General features: G+C 72.1%; 21 protein-coding genes and 1 pseudogene. 4 read left to right on the forward strand and 18 right to left on the reverse strand.

The window, feature by feature from the left end:
- Positions 1-40: 40 nt before the first annotated feature.
- The 6 genes from OG792_RS26325 to OG792_RS26350 all read right to left on the reverse strand — a co-directional run bounded on the left by OG792_RS26325 (position 41) and on the right by OG792_RS26350 (position 7,463).
- Entirely contained in the window at positions 41-1,261 is a 1,221-nt protein-coding gene (locus tag OG792_RS26325; RefSeq protein ID WP_329103293.1) for an ABC transporter permease, read from the reverse strand.
- The gene (locus OG792_RS26330; protein WP_329103294.1) at positions 1,258-2,031 is read right to left on the reverse strand and encodes an ABC transporter ATP-binding protein; all 774 of its coding nucleotides are present in this window, start codon (positions 2,029-2,031) and stop codon (positions 1,258-1,260) included. The genes OG792_RS26325 and OG792_RS26330 overlap by 4 nt, the downstream gene beginning before the upstream one ends.
- Entirely contained in the window at positions 2,028-3,401 is a 1,374-nt protein-coding gene (locus OG792_RS26335) for an efflux RND transporter periplasmic adaptor subunit (protein WP_329103296.1), read from the reverse strand. The genes OG792_RS26330 and OG792_RS26335 overlap by 4 nt, the downstream gene beginning before the upstream one ends.
- Before the next feature lie 232 nt (positions 3,402-3,633).
- Positions 3,634-5,142: a sensor histidine kinase gene (locus OG792_RS26340; protein ID WP_329111436.1), complete on the reverse strand. Its 1,509-nt coding sequence runs from the start codon at positions 5,140-5,142 to the stop codon at positions 3,634-3,636.
- A 122-nt stretch (positions 5,143-5,264) separates the two neighbouring features.
- Positions 5,265-5,951 (reverse strand): response regulator transcription factor, encoded by a 687-nt coding sequence (locus OG792_RS26345; RefSeq protein ID WP_442932503.1) that lies wholly within the window; start codon positions 5,949-5,951, stop codon positions 5,265-5,267.
- Positions 5,952-6,083: 132 nt separating this feature from the next.
- Positions 6,084-7,463, reverse strand: a complete 1,380-nt coding sequence (locus OG792_RS26350) for an efflux RND transporter periplasmic adaptor subunit (protein WP_329103300.1) — start codon at positions 7,461-7,463, stop codon at positions 6,084-6,086.
- A gap of 236 nt (positions 7,464-7,699) precedes the next feature.
- Between OG792_RS26350 and OG792_RS26355 the strand changes: the two genes are divergently transcribed.
- Positions 7,700-8,338: a hypothetical protein gene (locus tag OG792_RS26355; protein ID WP_329103303.1), complete on the forward strand. Its 639-nt coding sequence runs from the start codon at positions 7,700-7,702 to the stop codon at positions 8,336-8,338.
- 15 nt (positions 8,339-8,353) lie between these two features.
- Here OG792_RS26355 and OG792_RS26360 read toward each other — a convergent pair whose 3' ends face one another.
- Complete coding sequence (locus OG792_RS26360; RefSeq protein ID WP_329103305.1) at positions 8,354-8,881, reverse strand: hypothetical protein; 528 nt, start codon at positions 8,879-8,881, stop codon at positions 8,354-8,356.
- Between the two features lie 496 nt (positions 8,882-9,377).
- Positions 9,378-9,635: a hypothetical protein gene (locus OG792_RS26365; protein ID WP_329103307.1), complete on the reverse strand. Its 258-nt coding sequence runs from the start codon at positions 9,633-9,635 to the stop codon at positions 9,378-9,380.
- A gap of 350 nt (positions 9,636-9,985) precedes the next feature.
- Here OG792_RS26365 and OG792_RS26370 point away from each other — a divergent pair, with 350 nt between their 5' ends.
- Both OG792_RS26370 and OG792_RS26375 read left to right on the forward strand, forming a co-directional pair.
- Entirely contained in the window at positions 9,986-10,282 is a 297-nt protein-coding gene (locus OG792_RS26370) for an MTH1187 family thiamine-binding protein (protein ID WP_329103309.1), read from the forward strand.
- Complete coding sequence (locus OG792_RS26375; protein ID WP_329103311.1) at positions 10,279-11,043, forward strand: HAD family hydrolase; 765 nt, start codon at positions 10,279-10,281, stop codon at positions 11,041-11,043. The genes OG792_RS26370 and OG792_RS26375 overlap by 4 nt, the downstream gene beginning before the upstream one ends.
- Positions 11,044-11,140: 97 nt before the next feature.
- On the opposite strand, the pseudogene OG792_RS26380 reads toward OG792_RS26375, so the two are convergent.
- A pseudogene (locus OG792_RS26380) lies at positions 11,141-11,938 on the reverse strand (isoprenyl transferase); the annotation flags it as partial.
- A gap of 8 nt (positions 11,939-11,946) precedes the next feature.
- Positions 11,947-12,789, reverse strand: a complete 843-nt coding sequence (gene recO, locus OG792_RS26385) for a DNA repair protein RecO (RefSeq protein WP_329103313.1) — start codon at positions 12,787-12,789, stop codon at positions 11,947-11,949.
- A gap of 146 nt (positions 12,790-12,935) precedes the next feature.
- Here recO and OG792_RS26390 point away from each other — a divergent pair, with 146 nt between their 5' ends.
- Positions 12,936-13,718 (forward strand): DUF4097 family beta strand repeat-containing protein, encoded by a 783-nt coding sequence (locus OG792_RS26390; protein ID WP_329103315.1) that lies wholly within the window; start codon positions 12,936-12,938, stop codon positions 13,716-13,718.
- A gap of 6 nt (positions 13,719-13,724) precedes the next feature.
- Here the strand turns inward: OG792_RS26390 and OG792_RS26395 are convergent, their stop codons facing one another.
- The 8 genes from OG792_RS26395 to OG792_RS26430 all read right to left on the reverse strand — a co-directional run bounded on the left by OG792_RS26395 (position 13,725) and on the right by OG792_RS26430 (position 22,066).
- Complete coding sequence (locus OG792_RS26395; RefSeq protein ID WP_329103317.1) at positions 13,725-15,017, reverse strand: acyltransferase family protein; 1,293 nt, start codon at positions 15,015-15,017, stop codon at positions 13,725-13,727.
- A 268-nt stretch (positions 15,018-15,285) separates the two neighbouring features.
- Entirely contained in the window at positions 15,286-16,137 is an 852-nt protein-coding gene (locus OG792_RS26400; protein WP_329103319.1) for an NAD-dependent epimerase/dehydratase family protein, read from the reverse strand.
- Between the two features lie 16 nt (positions 16,138-16,153).
- Positions 16,154-17,056, reverse strand: a complete 903-nt coding sequence (gene era / locus OG792_RS26405; protein ID WP_329111437.1) for a GTPase Era — start codon at positions 17,054-17,056, stop codon at positions 16,154-16,156.
- A gap of 26 nt (positions 17,057-17,082) precedes the next feature.
- Entirely contained in the window at positions 17,083-17,484 is a 402-nt protein-coding gene (locus OG792_RS26410; protein ID WP_329103321.1) for a cytidine deaminase, read from the reverse strand.
- A complete protein-coding gene (locus OG792_RS26415; RefSeq protein WP_329103323.1) occupies positions 17,477-18,925 on the reverse strand; it encodes a hemolysin family protein in 1,449 nt (482 codons plus the stop codon). The genes OG792_RS26410 and OG792_RS26415 overlap by 8 nt, the downstream gene beginning before the upstream one ends.
- Positions 18,925-19,392: an rRNA maturation RNase YbeY gene (gene ybeY, locus OG792_RS26420; protein ID WP_329103325.1), complete on the reverse strand. Its 468-nt coding sequence runs from the start codon at positions 19,390-19,392 to the stop codon at positions 18,925-18,927. Before ybeY ends, OG792_RS26415 begins: the two co-directional genes overlap by 1 nt.
- 34 nt (positions 19,393-19,426) lie before the next feature.
- The gene (locus OG792_RS26425; RefSeq protein ID WP_329103327.1) at positions 19,427-20,485 is read right to left on the reverse strand and encodes a PhoH family protein; all 1,059 of its coding nucleotides are present in this window, start codon (positions 20,483-20,485) and stop codon (positions 19,427-19,429) included.
- 177 nt (positions 20,486-20,662) lie between these two features.
- Positions 20,663-22,066 carry a serine hydrolase domain-containing protein gene (locus OG792_RS26430; RefSeq protein ID WP_329103329.1) on the reverse strand — a complete coding sequence of 468 codons (1,404 nt, stop codon included), beginning with the start codon at positions 22,064-22,066 and terminating at the stop codon, positions 20,663-20,665.
- Between the last annotated feature and the right edge of the window lie 7 nt (positions 22,067-22,073).

A 22,073-nucleotide genomic window follows, 5' to 3' on the forward strand; every position in this document is an offset into this window, starting at 1 on the left:
CTCGTCCTGGCTGGGCCCGCCCGCCCCGAATCACTCGTCATCACTCGTAGCGGAGGGCGTCGATGGGCCGCAGGCCGGCCGCCCGGCTCGCCGGTACGCTGCCGAAGAAGAGTCCGATCGCGACCGAGACGCCCAGCGCCAGGGCAATCGAACCGGGCACCACCACCGGCTTGACGCCGACGATGGTGAACTGGCTGCCGACCAGGGCCGCCAGCACGCCCAGTCCCCCGCCGACCAGGCTGAGCATGGTCGCCTCGGCCAGGAACTGGGTCAGGATCACCCGGCGGGGCGCACCGAGCGCCTTGCGGATGCCGATCTCGCGGGTCCGCTCGGTCACCGTGACCAGCATGATGTTGGTGATCCCGATCCCGCCGACCAGCAGGCTGATCCCGGCCACCGCGCCGAGCAGGACGGTGAAGGTGTCCGCGGTCTCGGTCTGGGTCTGGGTCTGGAGCAGCTGGGCCGCGTTCTGAATCCGGTACGGTGCGCTCTGCGCCCGCCCGGCGGCGGCCGGGGTGATCCTGAGGCGCTGGTCGAGGATCGTGGCGATCTGCGCCTGGGCGTCGTCCACCCGGTCCGGTCCGGTCGCCTCGACCAGCACCGAGTTGACCGGTCCGTAGCCGGTGAGGGTCTGCTGGACCGCGGTCAGCGGCGCGATCGCCACGTCGTTGGCATCCTGGAACCCGGTCGCGGAACCCTTCTCCGCCAGTACGCCGACCACCGTGTAGAGCGCTCCGCCGACGGTGACCTGCGCGCCGATCGGGTCGGTGCCGGGAAACAGCTCGGCTGCCACGGTCTGCCCGATCAGCAGCACCCGCCGGCCCTGTGCAAGATCGGAGTCGCCGAACGCGGCGCCGGTCGCGACCGAGGTGTTCGACGCCCCCAGATAACTCGGGTACGTGCCGACGAACTGCGCCACCTGGTGGTCGGCGCCCTGGTGGGTGATGGTCGCCGACGCGTTCACCACCGGGGAGACCGACCGCACGTCCGGGGCCAGGACCGGGTCCCGCAACGCCAACGCCGTCGGTACGGTGATCGCGTCACCGCCGCTGCCGCCGCGCGCTGTGCTCTGCACGGTGAGCGTGCTGCTGCCCAGCGCGGCGATCCGGTCGGTGATCTGTTTCGCCGAGCCGTTGCCGACGGCGACCAGCAGGATCACCGCGCCGACCCCGATCAGGACACCGAGCATGGTCAGCGCCGAGCGGAGCTTGTTGACGGTGATGCCGCGTACGGCGAACCGCAGGATCTCGAAGAGACTCACCGGATCGGCTCCGGTCGTACCGTCGCCGGCACGAGGGTGGCGGGACCGGCCCGGCCGTCCTGGCCATCGCGGCCGTCCTGGCGCTGGTCGCTGGCGATCTCCCCGTCGAAGAGCCGGATCAGCCGCTTGGCCCGGTCACCCACCTCCGACTCGTGGGTGATGACGACAATGGTGCGGCCGGCCGCGTTCAATTGGTCGAAGATGGCGAGTACGTCCGCCGTCGACCGGCTGTCCAGGTTGCCGGTCGGCTCGTCGGCCAGGATCAGTGCCGGCTCGGTGACCAGTGCGCGGGCCACCGCCACCCGCTGCTGCTGTCCGCCGGAGAGCTGGTTCGGCTCGTGCCCGGCCCGATCGGCCAACCCCACCAGGTCCAGCGCGGCCAACGCCCGCCGGCGCCGCTCGTTCACCCCGACCCCGGCGTACGCCAGTGGCAGTTCGACGTTGGCGAGTGCGCTGGTCCGCGCGATCAGATTGAACGCCTGGAAGACGAAGCCGATCCGTCGGTTGCGGACCAGCGCCAGTTGCCGGTCGTCGAGCCGGCTGACGTCCACCCCGTCCAGCAGGTACTGCCCGGTGGTGGGCACGTCCAGACAGCCGAGGATGTGCATCAGCGTCGACTTGCCCGAACCCGACGAACCCATGATGGCCAGGTAGTCACCGGCGCCGACGACGAGCGACACCCCGCGCAGCGCGCGTACGGTCGCCTCGCCGTCGCCGTACCGTTTGGTCAGCCGGCGGACGTCGAGCACCGCGCGGCCCGGCGCGGTCATCGCCCACCGCGCGGGGCCCCGGCGCCCCGGGGAAAGCCGCCGCCACCGGTGAAACCGCCGCCCGTCCGGCCGGCACCGGTCGATCCGGTCCCGGCCGTCGCGGCGGTCCTGAGTACGACCAGCTCACCCACGCTCAGCCCGGAGGTGACCTGTACGGTCTGGTCGCCGGTCAGCCCGACCTCGACCGGGCGGGTCACCGGCTGCCCGTTCTCCAGCACGGTCGCGGTGTGCCGGTTGCCGACGGTGGTGAGCGCCGCCGAGTTGACGTAGATCGCGTCCTGCGCCTGGCCGACGATTACGGTCGCCTGGACGGTCTGGCCGGGACGGACACCGGGCGGGAGCTGGTCCAGCCCGAACACCACGCCGTAGGTGACCACGTTGTTGCTGGTGCTGGCGTTGGGGTCGATCGAGGTGAGCTTGCCGGTCGCGGTGGCACCGGCGAGCGCGTTCCAGGCGATCGTGGCCGCCTGCCCCACCCTGAGCTTGGTCGCGTCGGCCTCGGCAACCGAGGCGGACACCTCCAGTTTGCCCAGATCCGCGAGCTGAACAAACCCGCCCGACGCGCTGCCACCCGATGCATTGCCGGACGACGCGCTGCCACCCGATGCATTGCCGGACGACGCGCTGCCACCCGATGCATTGCCGGACGATGAGCCGGACGCGTTGCCCGACGACGAGCCGGACGCGTTGCCCGACGACGAGCCGCCCGACGACAACGCACCGGACGAGCCCACGCCGGACGAACCGTTCGACTGGCCGGCGGCGGAGCCGCTACCGCTCGGGCCAGCGCCGTTGCCGGCGGAACCACCAACGGCGCCGTTGACGGAACCACCGACGGTTCCGTTTACGGCGATCACGGTGCCGGCCATCGGCGCCCTGAGCACCGTGCCGTCGACCGCGTCCCGGGCGGTGTCGACGGCCAACTGGGCGGTGGTGACCTGGCTCCGGGCGTCGGTGGTGTCGGCGCCGGCCGCCTCGGCTCGGTCCCGGGCCGCCTTCGCCGCGTCCAGGTTGGCCCGCGCGGCGGTGAGCTGCCGGTTCGCGGCGGTCGGGTTCACCTTTGCCAGCACCGTGCCCGGTGTGACCAGGTCACCGACCCTGACCAGGATCTCGCTGACCGTACCGCCGGTGCCGAAGGTGGCGGTCGCGGTGGCGGCGCTGCGCAACGTACCGGGCGCGGAGACGGTGGCGGTCACCGTGCCCTGCCCGACCGGGAGCGTACGGGTCGTACCCCCGGTCGCCGCCGCGCTCGACTCGGGCTCGACAAACGAGGCGTAGACCCAGACACCACCGCCGATGATCGCCAGGCCGAGTACGGCGTTGACGAGCACCGACGGGCGGCGTAGCAGACCCAGACGTCGCACCGGCATGCGGTCCAGCCTGGATCCCCCAACTCGAAACAACCCCAACGCCACCTCGAAGCCCCCTGAAAACCCCACCCCCTCCCCTCCCCCTCCCCCCGAACCACCCCGACGTCGATCTAGGGCAAATACGTGTGATTAGAGATCAACTAACACGTATTTGCCCTAGATCGACGACGAGGAGGAGGGGGAGGGGGAGGGGGAGGAGGAGGGGGAGGAGGAGGGGGCGGCGGGCTTGGGGTCAGTGGGGGTGGGGTGGGGTGGGTAGCAGCAGGCGGAAGGTTGCGCCGGTGCCGGTTGAGTCGATCAGGTCGACGCGACCGCCGTGGGCCTGCACTATTGCGGCCACGATGGCCAGGCCCAGCCCGGAACCGACACCGGGCGTACGGGTGCGACTCTGGTCGATCCGGTAGAGCCGCTCGAAGATCCGGCCGGCGTGCTCGGGCGGGATGCCGGGACCGGTGTCGGACACCTCCAGCACCGCGTACCCGGGAATCGGGTCGGTGGTGGACCGGGCCGGGACCGGGGCGGACCAGCGGCCGACCCGGACGGTGATCCGGGCGTCCGGCGGGGTGTGTTGCAGGGCGTTCGTGACCAGGTTCGTCGCCACCTGGCGCAACTGGTGCTCGTCACCGAGCACGGTGACCGGCTCCAGGCCACCACCGGGGGTGTCCGCGTCGGCGCCGCCCTCGAACGGGACCAGCCGGATCGGCCGGTCGGGGCGGCGGGCGTACGCGTCCCGGATGGTGTCGGCGGCGATCGCCAACAGGTCCACCGGGGCCCGGTCCATCGGCCGGCGCAGATCCAGCCGGGCCAGGTGCAACAGGTCCTCGACGAGCAGGCCCATCCGGGCCGCCTCGCCCTCGATCCGGCTCATCGTCTCGTCCAGTGCCGCTCCGGGTGGTGCCCCGCCGCGCCGGTACAGCTCGGCGAAGCCGCGGATCGAGGTGAGCGGCGTACGCAACTCGTGCGAGGCGTCCGCGACGAACTGCCGAAGCCGCTGCTCGGAGGCGGTACGGGCGGCCATCTCGGCGCCGATCCGGTCGAGCATGACGTTGAGCGCGATGCCCAGCCGCCCCGGCTCGGTGTGCGGGTCGGCGTCCTCCACCCGCCGGGCCAGGTTACCGGCGGTGATCTCGCTGGAGATGTTCTCCATCCGGGTCAGCGGGCGCAACCCGATCCGTACCACCAGCGCGGCGACCAGCCCGAGCACGAGCAGGACCAGCACCATCACCGTGCCGTCGATCAGCAGCAGCCCTTCGGCGGTGGCGTCGACGTCGCGCAGCGACACCGCCACCACGGCCAGCCCGCCGCTCGCGGTCGGTGCGGACAGCGCCCGCCACCCGCTGCCGGAGTCGACCGCGTCCACGGTGAACGGCCTACCGCCGTCGGCCCGACCGGCGAGGTCGGCGAAGCCGGTCAGGTCGGGCGGGGAAAGTTCCTCGTGGGAGAGGACGGCGACCAGCACCGAGCCACCCGGGTCGTAGATCACCACCGCCTGGCCCGGCCCGCCGGCCGGGGTGGATCGGCCGCCGTGGGCCGGCGCGGGGCCGAGCTCCGGCACCAAACCCGCGATGTACGGGCGGATCGACCGCTGCAACTGCTCGTCCACCCGATCGGTGAGGTACGACCGGAGCAGCACCAGCCCGGCCGCGTTCGCCACGACCAGCGCGATGGCGGTCAGTACGGCGATCACCACCACCAGCCGGGCGCGCAGCGTCCAGTGGCTCCACCTGCGTACCCGGGCCAGTCGCCGCCGCCACCGCCCGACCGGGGGTGCCGCCGTCCAGTCGGGCGGTGGCGGGGGCGGCCAGCCGGGTGCGGCGGCCGGACCGGGTGGTCCGGAACCGCCGGGCTGGCCGAGCCGGCCGGTCACTCGCCGACCGGTCGAGGCAGCCGGAGCGCATACCCCACGCCCCGTACCGTCTGGATCAGTGGCGGATCCCAGCGGTCGATCTTCTTCCGCAGGTAGTAGACATACGACTCGACGATCCGGCCGTCGCCGCCGAAGTCGTAACTCCAGACCCGGTCCAGGATCTGCGCCTTGCTGACCACCCGACCGGCGTTGACCATGAGGTAGCGCAGCAGGTTGAACTCGGTCGGCGACAGCTCGACCAGCCGGCCGGCGCGGCGTACCTCGTGCGCGTCCTCGTTCAGCTCCAGATCGGCGTAGTGGATCACACCCGGCTCGGGCTCGACCCGGCTGCGCCGCAGGATGGCCCGGATCCGCAGCACCACCTCCTCCAGGCTGAACGGCTTGGTGACGTAGTCGTCGGCACCGACGGTCAGCCCGGAGATCCGGTCCTCCACCGCGTCGCGCGCGGTGAGGAAGAGCACCGGTACGCCCCGGCCGTCGCTCGCCGTGCGCAACCGTCGCGCCACCTGGAAGCCGTCCAGGTCCGGCATCATCACGTCGAGCACCACCAGGTCCGGCTCGAACTCGGCGGCGGCGACCAGCGCCTCGTGCCCGCCGTACGCGATCCGCACCTCGAAGTCGATCAGCCGCAGGGTCGCCGAGAGCAACGCGCAGATGTTCGGCTCGTCGTCCACGACGAGCACCCTGGTCGACCGTCGGGTCGACTCTCCCGCCGATGGGCGCACCCTCGGCCTCCTCCCCCTCGAACTCCGGGTCATCTCTAGCCCAGTCCGCTGGGAGCGACCTGGGAACCGGGTCACGGTGAGCTGGCGCTATCACCAGTCGAGTACGACTTCGTCCCCTTCGGCGAGGCCACCGACGATCTCGACGTACCGGTCCCCCCGTACGCCGACGGTGACCCGGCGGCGTTCGGTGCCGCCGGCCGGGGTCCGGAGCCGCACCTGTCCGGTGCCGTCCGTCGTGCTCGGGGCGGCCGGGTCGGTCGGGTGCACCGCGCCGGCGGGCACCCGCAGCACACTCGACACCGAGTCGATCGTCACCCGCACGTCGGCGGTCTGTCCGACCAGCGCGTCGGCGGGCACCCGATCGAAACCGAGTACGGCGCCATAGCGGACGAGTTGCCCGACCGTGGTGCCGACCGGGTCGACCTGCGCCACGTGCGCCGGGAACTGCTCACCGGGCCGGTTCGCCAGGGTCACGGTGGCAACCAGGCCGACGGCCAGCCGTCCGACGTCCGCCTCGGGGAAACTCGCCTCGACCTCCATCGCGGCCACGTCGCCGAGGGTGACGAAGGAGCTGCCGCCGCCCACCACCGCGCCGACCCCGGCGGCCACGGAGAGCACCCTGCCGGCGATCGGCACGGTGATCCTGGTCCCGGCGAGCGCGTCCGTCGCCGTGTCCAGGTTCAGCTGGGCGTCGGTCACCTGCTGCTGCGCCCGCAGTACGGGATCCGGCCCGCCCACCGACGCGGATCCGCTCCGGCCGCCGCAGTCCGCCCCGCCAGCCGGTTGCCCGGTACCGGCGGACGCTCCCGGCCGTCCGGACGGCCCGGTGCTGGCCGACGGTCCGGACGGCCCCGTCGTGGCCGACGAGCCGGGCGTGCCGGACGTGCTCGGCGAGCTCGGAGCGGCCAACCGACTCGGAGCGGCCAACCGACTCGGAGCGGCCAACGTGCTCGGAGCGGCCAACCGGCTCGGCATCGGTGTCCCGCCGCCACCGGTCCCGCCGCTGGCACCCGTTGCGCCACCACCCGCGCCCGAGCCCCAGGCCGTGCCGGGTGGGGTGGCCTGGCGTTGCTCGGCGGCGTCGAGCGCGGCTCGCGCCTCGGTCAACGCCTCCCTGGCCGAGTCGACCCGCTGCTGGGCGTCGGCGGGATCGAGCCGGGCCAGCAACTGACCGGCGGTGACCTGGTCGCCGGCCCGTACTCCGACCTCGGTGACCGTACCGGCGCCGCTGAATCCGAGACTGCGGGTCCGGCCGGGGCGCAGTACGCCGGTGGTGGCGATGGCGAGCGTGACGTCGCCACGATCCACCCGGACGGTCGCCGCCGGGCGGGACGGCTCGGCATCGTCGCCGGTCAACGCGTACGCCGCCACCGAGCCGGACAGTACGAGCACCACGGTCACGCCACCGGACAACCACCACACCCGCCGGCCGCGTCCGGCATGCCCAGCGGCGTTCAGGCCGATACCCATGACGGGCGAGTGTCATCGCCCCGGCTCGGGGCCGCCTCGGCCGCACCTCGGAATCGGCTGAGAGTCCTTCGCAGGCGCGCGGCGGCACGAGGGCGCGGGCATCGGCACGGATTCCCAGCCGGCGTCGAGCCTGATCCGATCTTGCCCGGAGGTGGTCGCGGTTACCTGTGTACGCGCCCCGGGGAACCCCTCTCACCCTCTCCGGCCCCGGTGGCGTCAACCCGAGGGAGGTACCGGTGGCGGTGTTGAGCTGGTGGGTGCGCTGGACGTTGGCCGCGGCGGCGGGGTCGGCGGCCCTGATCCTCGCGACGGCATGCGGGGGCGCCGACACCAGCGGTCAGGATGCGGCCGAGCCGACGTCGGGTGGTCGACCCGACGCCTTCGCCGCGTACGTCGACTGTCTGAGGAAGCAGGGCATCGACGTACCTGACAACCTGCCCACCGGGCGGCCGTCCGCGCGACCCCGGCCCGACGGTTCCGGTCGACCGTCCGGCTTTCCGTCCGGACGCCCGTCCCGCTTTCCCTCCGGGCGGCCGTCCGGCCAGCCGTCGCCGGGTGCGTCCGGCTGGCCGGGCGGCTATCGGGGGCCCGGCGGTGGGTTCTCCGGGTTCCGGCCGTCCGACGTGGACGACGCCACCTGGCAGCGGGCTCAGCAGGCGTGTGCCTCCGTGCTGCCCAGCGGTGGACCCGGCCGGGGCCAGGGCCACAGCGGCCGACCCGGTGGCGGCGCCGCACCCGACAGCGCGTACGCGAACTGCCTCAGCGACCACGGCGTGCCGCTCGCCGCGGGTCTGGACAGTACCGACCCGAAGGTCGGCGCCGCCCTGGACGCGTGCCGGGTGCTCAGCCCGAGCCCGTCCCCGGCGCCGAACTGACACCGGTCGGGGCGATCAGGCCACCAACACCGGCGGTACGGCCACACCGAGGTGTTCCAGCAGTCGGGCGACCTTGTGGTCGAGTTCGATCCCGACCGAGGTGATCTCCGGACGGCCGTACGAGCGGAGGGTGCTGCTCGGCTGGTCGATGGAGAACCAGGTGCCGGTGCTGCCGTCGTCGGTGATGGTGACCGCCAGCGGCACGTACAGGAACACGGTCGAATCGTGCCGGAACATCCGCTCGGCGACGACGTGGTTGCCCATCTGGTACTGGGCGCAGCGGGCCTGGTCCCCGGCCGCCCCCATGATCCACTGCGTGTCGATGTGCCAGTAGATGAGAAACTCGTACGGCGCCGCCCTGTTCGTCACCTCGACCCACTCCGACCAGTCTGCCTTCCGGTCGGCCAGCGGCTTGAACGTCGCGGGGTCGAACACCGGTACGGCCTGCTCGTACCGCCGCTGGAAGTCGTCGAACGACGCGTCCACCGGGATCGTGAGCCGGCGCGCCGAGTAGTCGGTCCGTACGACCTCACGGGCGACCACGGTCCCACCTCCTCGATTGCCACCAGACCGACCAGCCGGTGGGCCGACCAGCCAACGGGCCGACCAGCCGGTGGGCCGACCAGCCAACGGGCCGACCAGCCGGTGGGTCCACCAGCCGCTAGGCCGACCAGGCGGCGGGTCGGGGCGTGTGTCGGGCCACCGGCGTCGTGTCCGGCGACAGCGGGCGGCGCCGGCCCCCTCCTGGGCACGGTAGCCCGGCCCGGCGACCGACCGCGCCGGAAACACCGGTTTCGTCCCCGCACCCCGCCGCCCACCCGAACCGCGCTACATCGAGCGTCATCCAACGCCGCGAGCAGCCCGACCCGACGCCTGTTGCGTCCACCAAAGAGGGCCGCTTGCGGCCGGAAAAGGGCCCCTTCCGGCCGGAGAACGACAGGAAGGGGCCCTCTACGCCGCCGGCCCGCCGCGACCGGGCGGATCAGCTACGGCTGGGCGGATCAGCTACGGCCGGGCGGATCAGCCGTCGCCGGGTCGATCAGCTGCGACGGAAGGCGTACTGGCGGGTCGGGCGGGTGCCCTGCGAGCGGCCGACGCCGCCCGAGCGCCCGCCCCGGACCGGCGGACCGGCCTTCGGCGCGGCCGGCGGAAGCGACACCGGTTCGCCGGTCTCCGGGACCTCGATCGGTCCGAGCACCCCGGTCACGTCGCCGTGCTCCCGCTCCTGCGCCGGTACGACGAACGCGACGCCCTGCTTGCGCTGACCGTTGGTTCGAGAGTGTGACTTACCAGGCATTCTGGCCTCCTCTGGAAGATCTCCACCCCGCTCGCGTCGGGGCGGTCAGGTGAGAAACGAGTGCCCGGAGCGTCCGAAGACAACGGCTCCGCGACGGTCACGACGACCGGATGTCACGACAATCGACGGCGAGGATGTTCAACGCTCGGGATCATCGCGGCAGGCGCGGAGAGAGCGTGGACGCCCGGCACGGGCCCACGGCGAAAAGGCGGCGGGCCGGCACGGTGCACAGGGGCATCAGTAACGCATGGGCAGAGACTAACCACGCCGTCCTCCCCGACGCATCCGATTTATCTCGGCCGGACCCGTCATGGTGGTCCGGGCCGGCCAGCGGTGCGACCATCAACGACATGCTGATCGCGTTTTCGGTGAGTCCGCTCGGCGGTGGCGAGTCCGTGGGTGACGCCGTGGCCGAGGCCGTACGGGTGGTCCGGGAGTCCGGACTGCGCAACGAGACCAACGCCATGTTCACCCTGGTCGAGGGCGAGTGGGACGAGGTGATGGCGGTGGTGAAGCGGGCGGTCGACGTACTCGCCGAGCAGTCGCCACGGGTCAGCCTGGTCCTCAAGGCGGACATCCGGGCCGGTGTCACCGACGCGTTGACGGCGAAGGTGGCGCACATCGAGGCCCGGCTGGCCGACGGATGAGCGCGCCGGCACCACCCACCGGTCCGCTGACGCCGGCACCACGGCTGCTGATGTGGGACATCGACGGCACGCTGGTGCAGACCGGAGGGGTCGCGAAGCTCGCGTACGCGGAGGCTTTCACCGCCCTGACCGGGGTGGCCTGGCAGCGGATGCCGCACTCGGCCGGCCGGACCGACCGGGACCTGGCCGCCGAGGCGTTCACCACGCACGGCGTCGCCGACTACGAGCCGTTGCTGGAGCAGTTCTTCCTCCGCTACGCCGCCGCGCTCGCCGCCCGCCGGCATCTGATCACCGAGCAGGGGCGGGTACTACCCGGCGTCGCCGCGGTGCTCGCCGGGCTGGGCGCCCATCCCCACGTCGTCCAGACCCTGGTGACCGGCAACATCCCCGCCGTCGCCGAGGACAAGCTCACCGCCCTCGGTCTCGGTGCCGGCCTGGATCTCGACATCGGCGGCTACGGCCGGCACGACACCGTACGCGCGGCCCTGGTCCGCCAGTGCCGTGACCGGGCCGAGGCCAAGTACGGACACCGCTTCGCCCCCGCCGACATCCTGGTCATCGGCGACACCGTGCACGACGTAGCCGGTGCGCTGGCCAACGGAGTAACCGCCGTAGCCGTGGCCACCGGCACCACCCCCGCCGCCGTCCTCACCGCAGCCGGCGCCCACACGGTCCTAACCGACCTGACCGACACCCCCGAGGTAATCAGAACCCTCGCCACCCGCCGCCTCGTCGATCTAGGGCAAATCGTTGTGAGTTGATCTCCGATCACCCCCATTTGCCCTAGATCGACGGCGAGAGGGGGCTCGGGGGCGAGAGGGGGCTCGGGGGCGAGAGGGGGCTCGGGGGCGAGAGGGGGCTCGGGGGGACGGGGTTGGGGAGGGCGCCGCCGAAGCGGCGGTCGCGTTGGGCGTACAGCTCGCAGGCGTACCAGAGGTGGCGGCGGTCGAAGTCGGGCCAGAGCACGTCGAGGTAGACGAGTTCGGCGTACGCGCTCTGCCAGAGCAGGAAGTTGGAGGTCCGCTGCTCGCCGGAGGGGCGCAGGAAGAGGTCGACCTCGGGCACCTCGGGGTGGTAGAGGTACCGGGCGACCGTCTTCTCGTTGACCTTCGCCGGGTCGAGCCGGCCGGCCGCGACGTCACGGGCGATGGCAGCCGCCGCGTCGGCGATCTCGGCCTGGCCGCCGTAGTTGACGCAGAACTGGAGCGTCAGCGCGGTGTTGTCGCGGGACATCTCCTCGGCGGTCTGTAACTCGGAGATCACGCTCTTCCAGAGCCGTCCGGCCCGCCCGGACCAGACCACCCGTACGCCGAGGTCGACCAGTTGGTCGCGGCGCCGCCGGATCACGTCCCGGTTGAAGCCCATCAGGAAGCGCACCTCGTCCGGCGAGCGCCGCCAGTTCTCGGTGGAGAACGCGTACGCGGACAGGTAGGGAATGCCCAGCTCGATGGCGCCCTCGATCGTGTCGAACAGGGAGAACTCGCCGGCCTCGTGGCCCTTGGTCCGGGGCAGGCCCCGGTCCTTGGCCCACCGTCCGTTGCCGTCCATCACCACCGCGACATGCTTGGGCAGGGCGTCCGCGGGCAGAGCCGGCGGGCGGGCGCCGGTGGGGTGCGGGGTCGGCGGGGTCGGTTGCCGACGTGCTCCGCGGGTCATGGATCGGATCACTGCGTTGTCTCCCCTTGCTCCGGCCCGTACTCCGATGTTCCGGCCGGGTCGTTCCGATCGGCCCGGACGGGCCGGTCGTCTCGGTCAACCAACGGCAGCGAGCGTAGCGCGCGTTCGAGGTGCCATTGCAGGTGTGCGGCGACCAGGCCGCTGCATTCGCGCCGGTGGCTGACCTCGGTCGCGTCGGCCACCCGCCAGTCGCCGGTGGTGAGGGCGGACATCAGGTCGATGGTGGCCGGGGCCGGGTGGGCGGCGCCGGGTGGGCGGCAGTCCGGGCAGACACAACCCCCCGCCGGTACGGAGAACGCCCGGTGCGCTCCGGGGGTGCCGCAGACGGCACAGGCGACCAGGGCCGGCGCCCAGCCGGCGAGCGCCATCCCGCGCAGCAGGTACGCGTCGAGCACCAGGCTGCTGGCGTGGCTCCCCTCGGCCAGCGCGCGCAGCGCCCCGAGGGTGAGTTGGAACAGCCGCAGCGAGGGTTCGCGTTCCACCGGGGTGAGTCGTTCGGCGGTTTCGGCGATGGCGCTGGCGGTGGTGTAGCGCGGGTAGTCCTCAAGGAACCGGCGACCGTACAGGTCGATTCCCTCGACCTGGCTGACCGTGTGCAGCGGGCTGCCGATGTTGCCCTGCGGGTCGCCGGCGAGTTGCAGGTCGACGTGGCCGAACGGTTCGAGCCGGGCGCCGAAGCGGGAGCTGGTTCGGCGTACGCCTCGGGCGACCGCCCGCAGTCGGCCGTGCTTGCGGGTCAGCAGGGTGATGATCCGGTCGGATTCGCCAAGCTTCTGTACGCGCAGCACCACGGCGTCGTCGCGGTAGAGCTGTCTGCGGTACCCGGCCATCCGACCATTCTCCCCTGCCCCGGGTCGGCCCCGGTGCACCCGGGTCGGGACGGTGACCCTGAGGGCGTTCTCAGGGTCTTCTCCGGGGCGGATGCGTGGCTCCTCCCTGATGTCCGGGGGGCCCGCCGGCTCATAGCCTGATCTGTATGACCATGTTCCGGATCGTCACCGCCGTCACGGCGGGCGCGCTCACCCTGGGCATCCTGGCCGGTTGCGACGACCTGACGGTCGGGCAGCGGCGACTCGACTTCGACCAGACCGAAAAGGTCAAGATCGCCAAGATAGTGGTGGCGCCGGGTTCCGGTGACGTGGTGGTGTCGACGGCGGCGGTGTCCGACGTACGGATCAAGCGGGTGGTCCGTTACCGCGGCTCGGAGCCCGGTTCCACGTACGTGATCGAGGGCAGCGAGCTGCGGATCGACACCGACTGCGGCTCGCGGTGCGGTGTCTCGTACGAGATCGTCGCCCCGACCGGGGTGTCGGTCAGCGGCGAGAACGGTTCCGGTGACGTGGAGTTGTCCGACGTCGGCGACGTCGACGTGAAGGTCGGCTCGGGTGACATCACCCTGATCGGCGCGACCGGCACGGTCCGGGCACAGACCGGCTCCGGCGACATCGACCTCGGCCGGATCGGCACCGCGGCGACCGTACGCACCGGTTCGGGCTCGGTGAACGGCCACGGGCTCGGCGGTACGGTCGACGCCACCACCGGCTCCGGGGACATCATCCTGGCGCTGGACACGGCGGGTTCGGTGAACGCGCGTGCGTCGAGCGGCTCGATCGAGCTGACGGTGCCCGACGGGGCGTACCGGATCCGGTCGGCGACCTCGTCCGGCACGGCCCGTTCCCGACTGGCCGACGACCCGAGCGCGGTCAACCGGCTGGACCTGGAGACCGGCAGCGGCGACATCACGATCACTCCCCGCTGAGTCGGTTCACCGCCGGATCCGGTCGCGGTCCACGGTTTCCTGCGGGCGGGCCGGTCCACCCCGGTCGGCGGAGCCGCGCCCGTTCGCGGGCCCGGTCCGCTGGATCGGGATCGCCGGGCGGGTGGGGCGAACCGGGCGTACCGGACCGGCCGCCGGGGCGGGCGACGCCGCCGGCTCGGGGGCCGGGGCGATCGGCTGCTCGGCACCGGGCGCGGCGGGATCGGCACCACCGGTCCGGTCCGGCCGCGATCGGCCGTCCCCACCACCTGGTACGGCTGTCCCGTCGCGCGGTCGGGCGGCGGTTTCGCCACCGGGCAGCAGAACCGTACGGCGGCGCGCGGCCAGGTCCTCCATCCAGCCGAACAGGCCGGTGGCCAACGCGACCAGGGTGGCGACCACGACGAGCCGGACGGTGACTCCGGTGAGGTCGGTCTGCTTCCAACCGGCCCATGCCATCAGCGCGGTCAGGCCGATCACGATCGGCATGTGCCAGAGGTAGACGGTCAGTGCCCGCCGGTTGAGCACCGTCACCGCCCGGCCCAGGATCTCGTTGCGGTCCACCCAGGCGGCACCGGCCGGGGCGAGTCCGAGCAGTAGCAGGGTGAATCCGGCCGACCAGAGGCCGTTGCCGAGCCGGATGTCGTTCAGGTCGAAGCCGCGCGGTCCCGGGTGGGTGAGGAACCACGCGGCGCCGAGCGCGGCGAGCGTGCCGGCGACCGGGATCAGCACCCGGCGGGGGATCCGCCGCAGCAGGCCGTCGTGGTGCGCGAAGCCGATCAGCCACGCTCCGAAGTAGAGCCCGAAGTCGCGGACCACGATCGGCGCGGTCGGGAACCAGAGTTCCACCACGACCAGCAGCACGTACGGCGCGGCCAGGGTGGGCAGCGGGAACCGCCGGAACAGCCACAGGGCGAGTGGTGAGGCGAGCACGAACCAGAGGTAGTCGCGCAGGTACCAGATGGCACTCAGCGCGAGCGCGCCCCAGCCGTTGCTGGGCGGGTCGGCGATCGGCGCGGCCCAGAACAGCAGCCGCCAGCTCACCGGCAGTCCGGTGAGCAGCATGGCCGGTACGAAGAACGCGGCGAGCAGCCAGAGCGACGGGAGCAGGCGGCGCAACCGTCGGCCCACCGCCCCGGCTCCGGAGCGGTCGAGGGAGGCCGCCATCAGCGATCCGCCGAGTGCGAACATGACCGACATCGCGGGGAAGGCGATGGTCAGGAACGCCCAGCCGGTGGTGTGGTAGACGACAACTCGGATGATTGCCAGAAAACGGAGCAGATCTACGTATCTGTTTCGCATCAGCCTGCATCTAAACCGGGGCGACAGGGGGTCGTACGTTTTCCTACCCTGCCGCTCCACCGTTCGAACGATGCACTGGGTGCCCCACAGGTGAACAACCCCACAGGATCCGCCTATATCCCCCCGAACCAATCCAGTGTATATACACCACACTCTCAAACACCGCGCGATCTTGCACTTGTGGTCGTCCACAAATCCGGATGAGTGCCCTAAATCAGGCACCACAAGTGCAAGATCGTCGACGAGAGCGGGGAGAGGCGGGGAGGCGTTAGTTGTCGTAGTGCGGGATGGTGCCGAGTGGGTAGGTGCAGAAGGCGGCGCCGATCAGGCCGGCCGTCTCTCGTTCTCCGGCGCGCTCACGTACGGTCGCGGCGTACGGTTCGGCGTCGTCGCGGGGCTCGTACCCGATCTCCCGGCCCTCGGCCAGTGACCACCAGCGGCGGGTGTTGCGGCTGACTCCCCAGAGCACCCGGAAGCCGGTCACCCCGGTCTCCAGGCAGGCCGAGACGAGTCGACCGCAGTCGTCCGGTGACAGCCACATGTCCAGGCCCCGTACGCCCGGCGGCTCGGGGAAGCAGGCGCCGATCCGCAGCGCGAAGACGGTCATCCCGTACCGGTCGGCGTAGAGGCTGCCGAGCCCCTCGACCGCGGCCTTGGTCCAGCCGTAGTAGGTGTCCGGCCGGGGCGGGACGTCGGCCGGCACCCCGTCCGGGCCGGTCGGGGCGGGCACCCCGGCCGGTTCGGGGGTGCTGCCGGCCTGGCGGTAGAAACCCGCGGCGTGCACCGACGAGGCCAGCACCACCCGCGACACACCCGCCGCCCGCGCCGCCTCCAGCACCGTACGGGTGCCGTCCACATTGGTCCGGAGCAGGTTTTCCCAGCTGTCCTCGCCGGCCAGCGCGGCCAGGTGCACTATCGCGTCGGCTCCGGCACAGGCCGCTTCGAGTGCCGCCGGATCGGTCAGGTCGGCCCGGATCAGGCGGACCGCCTCGCCGGGCGCGGGCGGGTCCTGGTCGGCCCGGTCCAGCAGGCGCAGCGTACGGCCGGGCGCGGCGAGCCGGGGCCGGAGCAGCCGACCGATCCGGCCGGCCGACCCGGTGACGAGAAGCTCCCGCGCCACGTCCATCTCCCCCGTGTCAGAAGCCGAGTTTGCGCAACTGCCTCGGGTCCCGCTGCCAGTCCTTCGCGACCCGTACGTGCAGGTCGAGGTAGACCCGGCTGCCGAGCAGTTCCTCGATCTGCTGCCGGGCGCGGGTGCCGACGTCCTTGAGCCGGCTGGCCTGGTGACCGATGACGATCGCCTTCTGGCTGGACCGTTCCACGTACACGTCGGCGTAGATCCGGATCAGCTTGTCCTCGGGGACCATCTCCTCGACCACCACCGCTATCGAGTGCGGCAGTTCGTCACGGACCCCTTCCAGCGCCGCCTCCCGGATCAGCTCGGCGACCAGCACCTGCTCGGGCTCGTCGGTGAGCATGTCGTCGGGGTAGAGCTGCGGCGACGGCGGCAGGTAGCCGGTCATCACGTCGACCAGGACGTCGACCTGGTGTCCGGAGACCGCGCTGACCGGCACCACGGCCGCGAATTCGCCCATGTCGTTGACCGCGAGCAACTGCTCGGCCAGCCGCTTCTTGTCGACCAGGTCGGTCTTGGTGACCACGGCGATGACGCTGGCCTTCAGCTCGGCCAGCTCGCCGGTGATGAACCGGTCGCCGCGTCCGACCGGCTCGTTCGCCGGCACGCAGAGGCCGATCACGTCGACCTCGCTCCAGGTGGAGCGGACCAGGTCGTTGAGGCGTTCGCCGAGCAGCGTCCGGGGCCGGTGCAGGCCGGGGGTGTCGACCAGGACGAGCTGGGCCTCCGGGCGGTGCAGGACGGCCCGGATCACGTGCCGGGTGGTCTGCGGTTTGCTGGAGGTGATGGCGATCTTCTGGCCAACGATCGCGTTGGTCAGGGTGGATTTGCCGGCGTTCGGCCGTCCGACGAAACAGGCAAAACCCGCACGGTACGGCGCTGCCCCCGTCCCGTCCGTCCGCAGCCCGCGCGGGGTGGCCGTCCGGCCGCTCACGCGAGCACCGTGCCGAGCAGGGTGCCGTTCGGGGCGGCCACGTGGATCGGCGCGTCGGCCGCCAGGTCGCGTACGGCGGCGTGTCCGGCACCGTCGAGCGTCGACGCCTCGGTGACGACCGCGGCCGCCTCCAGTCGGTTGGCTCCGGCGGCTGCCGCCGAGGCGACCGCCAACTGGAGGGCGGTGATGGTCAACGAGGGCAGGGCGACGCTGGCCGCGGCGTACGTCCTGCCGTCCTGGTCGCGCACGGCCGCTCCCTCCACCGCGCCGATCCGGGCGCGGGCGCCCCGGGCCAGGACAACCAGCTTGGCGTCCTCGGCGCTCAACTCGGCGGGCGCGTCGGCGGAGCCGATCGGCCCTGCCGGTGCGGCGGCGGATACGGCGGGCGACTCAGGCATCAGCGGGTTGCCTCTCCTCGGTTCGGTCCTGGTTCTGCTTCTGGCTCTTGCCTTGGTCGGAATTCTTGCGCGGCTCGGCATTCTTGCGCGGCTCGGCGGCCCGGTGCGACTCGGTGCCCTCCGGCTCGTCCCGGCCGCCGATGCCGAGCCGGCTGACCAGCACCGAGTCGATCCGGTTGCGTCGGCCGGTGGTGCCCTCGGCGATCAGCCGCAGGCCGCCGAGTTCGGCGGCGGCACCGGGGATGGGCACCCGGCCGAGCGCCTGGGCGAGCAGGCCGCCGACGGTTTCCACCTCGTCGGCGGGAAGTTCGACGTCGAACAGTTCACCGAGGTCCTCGACCGGCAGCCGGGCGGTGACCCGTACGTCGCCGTCGTCGAGGCGCTGCACGGGTGGGCGTTCGACGTCGTACTCGTCGGTTATCTCGCCGACGATTTCCTCCAGGATGTCCTCGATGGTGACCAGGCCACCGGTGCCGCCGTACTCGTCCACCACGATCACCAGGTGGGTACGCGCGGCCTGCATCTCGGAGAGCAGGTCGTCCACCGGCTTGGACTCCGGTACGAAGATCGCCTCGCGCATCAGGTCGGAGACCGGCAGTTCCTCAGCGGCCGGGTCGCCGCCCTGGGTGCGCCGGATCAGGTCCTTGAGGTAGAGCACGCCGAGCACGTCGTCGACGCTCTCGCCGATCACCGGGATCCGGGAGAATCCGGAGCGCAGGAACAGCAGCATCGCCTGCGGCGGCTTCTTGTGCGCCTCGATCCACACCATCTCGGTGCGCGGCACCATCACCTCGCGGGCGATCGTCTCACCGAGGGCGAAGACCGAGTGGATCATCTGCCGTTCGCCGTGCTCGACCACGCCCCGCTGCTCGGCCAGGTCGACCAGCTCGCGCAACTCCACCTGGGTGGCGAACGGGCCCTCGCGGAAACCCCGTCCGGGGGTGACCGCGTTGCCGATCAGGATCAGCAGCGAGGCGAGCGGGTTCAGCGCCCGGCCCAGCCAGCGGACCAGCGGCGCGCTGGCCCGGCCGACCGCGTACGCGTGTTGCCGGCCGATGGTGCGCGGCGCGACGCCGACGACCACGAAGCTGACCACGGTCATCGCGCCGGCGGTGACCAGGGCCGCCCGCCAGCCGGCACCGAAGGTGTCGACCGCGACCAGGGCTACCAGGGTGGTCGCGGTCAGTTCGCAGAGCAGTCGCAGCAACAGCAGCAGGTTCAGGTGCCGGACCGCGTCGGCGGCGACGATCTGGAGCGTACGGGCGCCGCGTGCCCCGTCGCGGGCCAGTTCGCCGGCGCGGGCCGGGGAGATCGCGGCGAGCGCGGCCTCGGTCATCGCGAACAGGCCGGCGAGCACCACCAGGGCGGCGCCGAAGAACAGGAGTTGCAGATCGGGCAGGCCGGCGGCGGTGGCACCGGCGGCGGCTAAGTGGTCGGGCATCAATGGGCTCGCGCTGCTCGCCAACCGGAGAGGAGTTTGGCCTGCAACGCGAACATCTCGCGCTCCTCCTCCGGCTCCGCGTGGTCGTAACCGAGCAGGTGCAGGACCCCGTGCACGGTGAGCAGGTGCAGTTCGTCGCCGGACGAGTGGCCGGCGGTGGCCGCCTGCTTGGCCGCCACCTCGGGGCAGAGCACTATGTCGCCGAGCAGCGCCGGCTCACCGCCGCTGACCTCGCCGGGGCCGTGGTCGACGCTGCCCTCGTCCATCGGGAAGGCGAGTACGTCGGTCGGCCCGTCCCCACCCATCCAGCGGTGGTTCAGCTCGGCCATGTACTCGATGTCGACGAGCAGCACGGACAGCTCGGCGAGGGGGTTGACCCCCATCTCGTCCAGGGCGTAGCGGGCGACGGCGAGCACCGCGTCGGTATCGACCTCGGCGCCCGACTCGTTGGCGATCTCGATGGACAACTGTTTCCCCTGCTGCTTGATAGTTGCGGCTGGTCTAGCGGCGCCGGCTGGCGCGGCCACCCTGTGCGGTCGAGCCGGGCACGGCGTGCACGCCCTGGGCCTGCTTCGCCTCCCGCTCGGCGTCCCACCGGGCGTAGGCGTCGACAATGTCGCCGACCAGTCGGTGACGTACGACGTCCGAGCTGGCGAGTTGGGCGAAGTGGACGTCCTCCACGTTCGCCAGGATGTCACGGACCACCCGCAGGCCGCTGGTCGTGCCGCCGGGCAGGTCGACCTGGGTGATGTCGCCGGTCACCACGATCCGGGAGCCGAAGCCCAGCCGGGTGAGGAACATCTTCATCTGCTCGGGCGTGGTGTTCTGCGCCTCGTCCAGGATGATGAACGCGTCGTTGAGGGTCCGCCCCCGCATGTACGCCAACGGCGCGACCTCGATCGTCCCGGCCTGCATCAGTTTCGGGATGGAGTCCGGGTCGAGCATGTCGTGCAGCGCGTCGTAGAGCGGGCGCAGGTACGGGTCGATCTTCTCGAAGAGGGTGCCGGGCAGGAAGCCGAGCCGCTCACCCGCCTCCACCGCCGGCCGGGTCAGGATGATCCGGTTGACCTGCTTGGCCTGGAGTGCCTGGACGGCCTTTGCCATCGCCAGGTAGGTCTTGCCGGTGCCGGCGGGGCCGATGCCGAAGACGATGGTGTGCCCGTCGATCGAGTCGACGTAGCGCTTCTGGCCGAGCGTCTTGGGCCGGATGGTGCGCCCGCGCCGGGACAGGATGTTGAGGGTGAGAACCTCGGCGGGCCGCTCGGCGCTGCCCTGTTCGAGCATGCCGACCGTACGCCGTACGGCGTCGACGGTCAGCGTCTCGCCCTTTTCGATCAGTTCGAGGAGTTCGGTGAAGAGCCGCTCGGCGAGCGCGTTGTCGGCCGGGGCGCCGGTGATGGTGATCTCGTTGCCCCGTACGTGTACGTCGCTGTTGATCGATCGCTCGACCAGGCGGAGAACCTCGTCTCCCGGTCCGAGCAGGTTAACCATGATCTGCGAGTCAGGAACGGTGATCCTGGTCTGCACCCGGGCCTGCCCGGGAGGTGGGGTACCGGTCATAGGTCGGGCCCGGCGGGCCCCACGCCACCTGCTCTCGATCTCATGGCCGCGCCCTGATGGCGCAGCGTACGGACGACTTTCCCATCGTATCTGCTCAACACCGGCGGGGCGCCGCCCATTTCCGCTCCTGGCGCCACACCCGTCGGTCGTTTCGGGCGCCGCCCGCGCACCGCCCCGCTACCGCCCGTCGACGGCCCGGAAGTCGAACCCGTCGAAGCCCTCCTGGGCACGGGTGAACCGGTACGTCGCCCAGTGCATCCGGACCACCGTGCCCCGCTCGTCACGGGTCAGCCGGAGCAGCTCACCCGCCTCCCGCCCGGAGACGGTACGCAGCACGTCCGGCCGGTCCGGCAGCGGTGTGAAGATCGCCGGCGGTCGCCCCGCCGGGTCGTCCGCGCCGCGCGCCTGAAGCGTCCCGTCCCGCCAGGAGAAGACGTACTCGTACCCCTCGCCCCACCAGCGGCCGAGCAGGCCCCGGTAGCGCTCGGGGGCCGGTTCGCCGGGAGTCCAGGCGACGATGTCGGCCGGGTCGTCGGCGACCGCGGCTTCGAGCAGCCGGTGCGGCAGGTCCAGGATCGCACTCGCGGTGCCGGACGAGGCGAGCACGGCGGCGCCCATCGCGCCCGGCGTACCGGGGCCACCCCGGCGGCCGTAGACGCCGGCCAGGAAGCCGGGCATGGCGCCGTCGTGCCCGACGTGCACCACCCGGCGCGGCCCACCGGTCACCGGGTCCGGCTGCGGGACCATGATCAGCCCGAGGCCGAAGGTACGGCCCCAGAGCGTCTCGTCGGTGACCGTCAGCGGCCAGCGCATCTCATCCAGGGTGGCGGGCGCGAGCACCGCCCCGGCCGGGTCGACCGCCGCCGGGTCGGCCAGGAAGGCGGCCCACCGGGCCATGTCCGGCGCGGTGCTCCAGAGCTGCGCGGCCGGGGCGACCGCACCGAAGTCGGTGGGCGGCTCCGGGTGGGCGTGGTCGGAGTAGGTGTCGACCAGGAACCCGGTCGCGGCGGTCGGGGCCGGGGTGATCGTGGTGGCGGACAGGCCGAGCGGGCGCAGCACCCGGTCGACCAACACCTCGGCCCAGGTGCCGCCGCGCAGCCGGCCGACCGCGTGCCCGAGCAGCGCCAGCCCGAGGTTGGAATAGTGGTAGCGGCGGGCCGGCGGCAGCACCCGCTCGGCCCGGTCCAGCTCGGCCAGGAGCCCGTCCACCGAGGGTGCGCTCAGGGTGTCCCAGACGTCGCCGTACGGCTCGCGTTGCAGCCCGGCGGTGTGCGAGAGCAGCCGGCGTACGGTCAGCTCGCCGTGTGCCGGCAGGTCCAGGTGCGCGCCGATCGGGTCGTCCAGGTCGAGCAGCCCCTCGTCACGGGCCTGCAACACCAGTACGGCGGTGAAGGTCTTGGTCACCGAGCCGATCCGGAACGGGGTCTGCGGCCCGAGCGGGTTGTCGTTGCCGGTCCCGCCGACCGCGAGCGCCCAGAGCGGCCGGTCGGCCCGGTGCAGCGCCACCGAGAGGGCGGGCACCCGCTCCTGCGCCTGGACCTCACGGGTCATCCGTGCCAGTTGCCGGCCCACCTCGGTCATCGGCCCA

Origin of the sequence: Micromonospora sp. NBC_01699 (assembly GCF_036250065.1) — a bacterium.
GTDB lineage: Bacteria > Actinomycetota > Actinomycetes > Mycobacteriales > Micromonosporaceae > Micromonospora_G.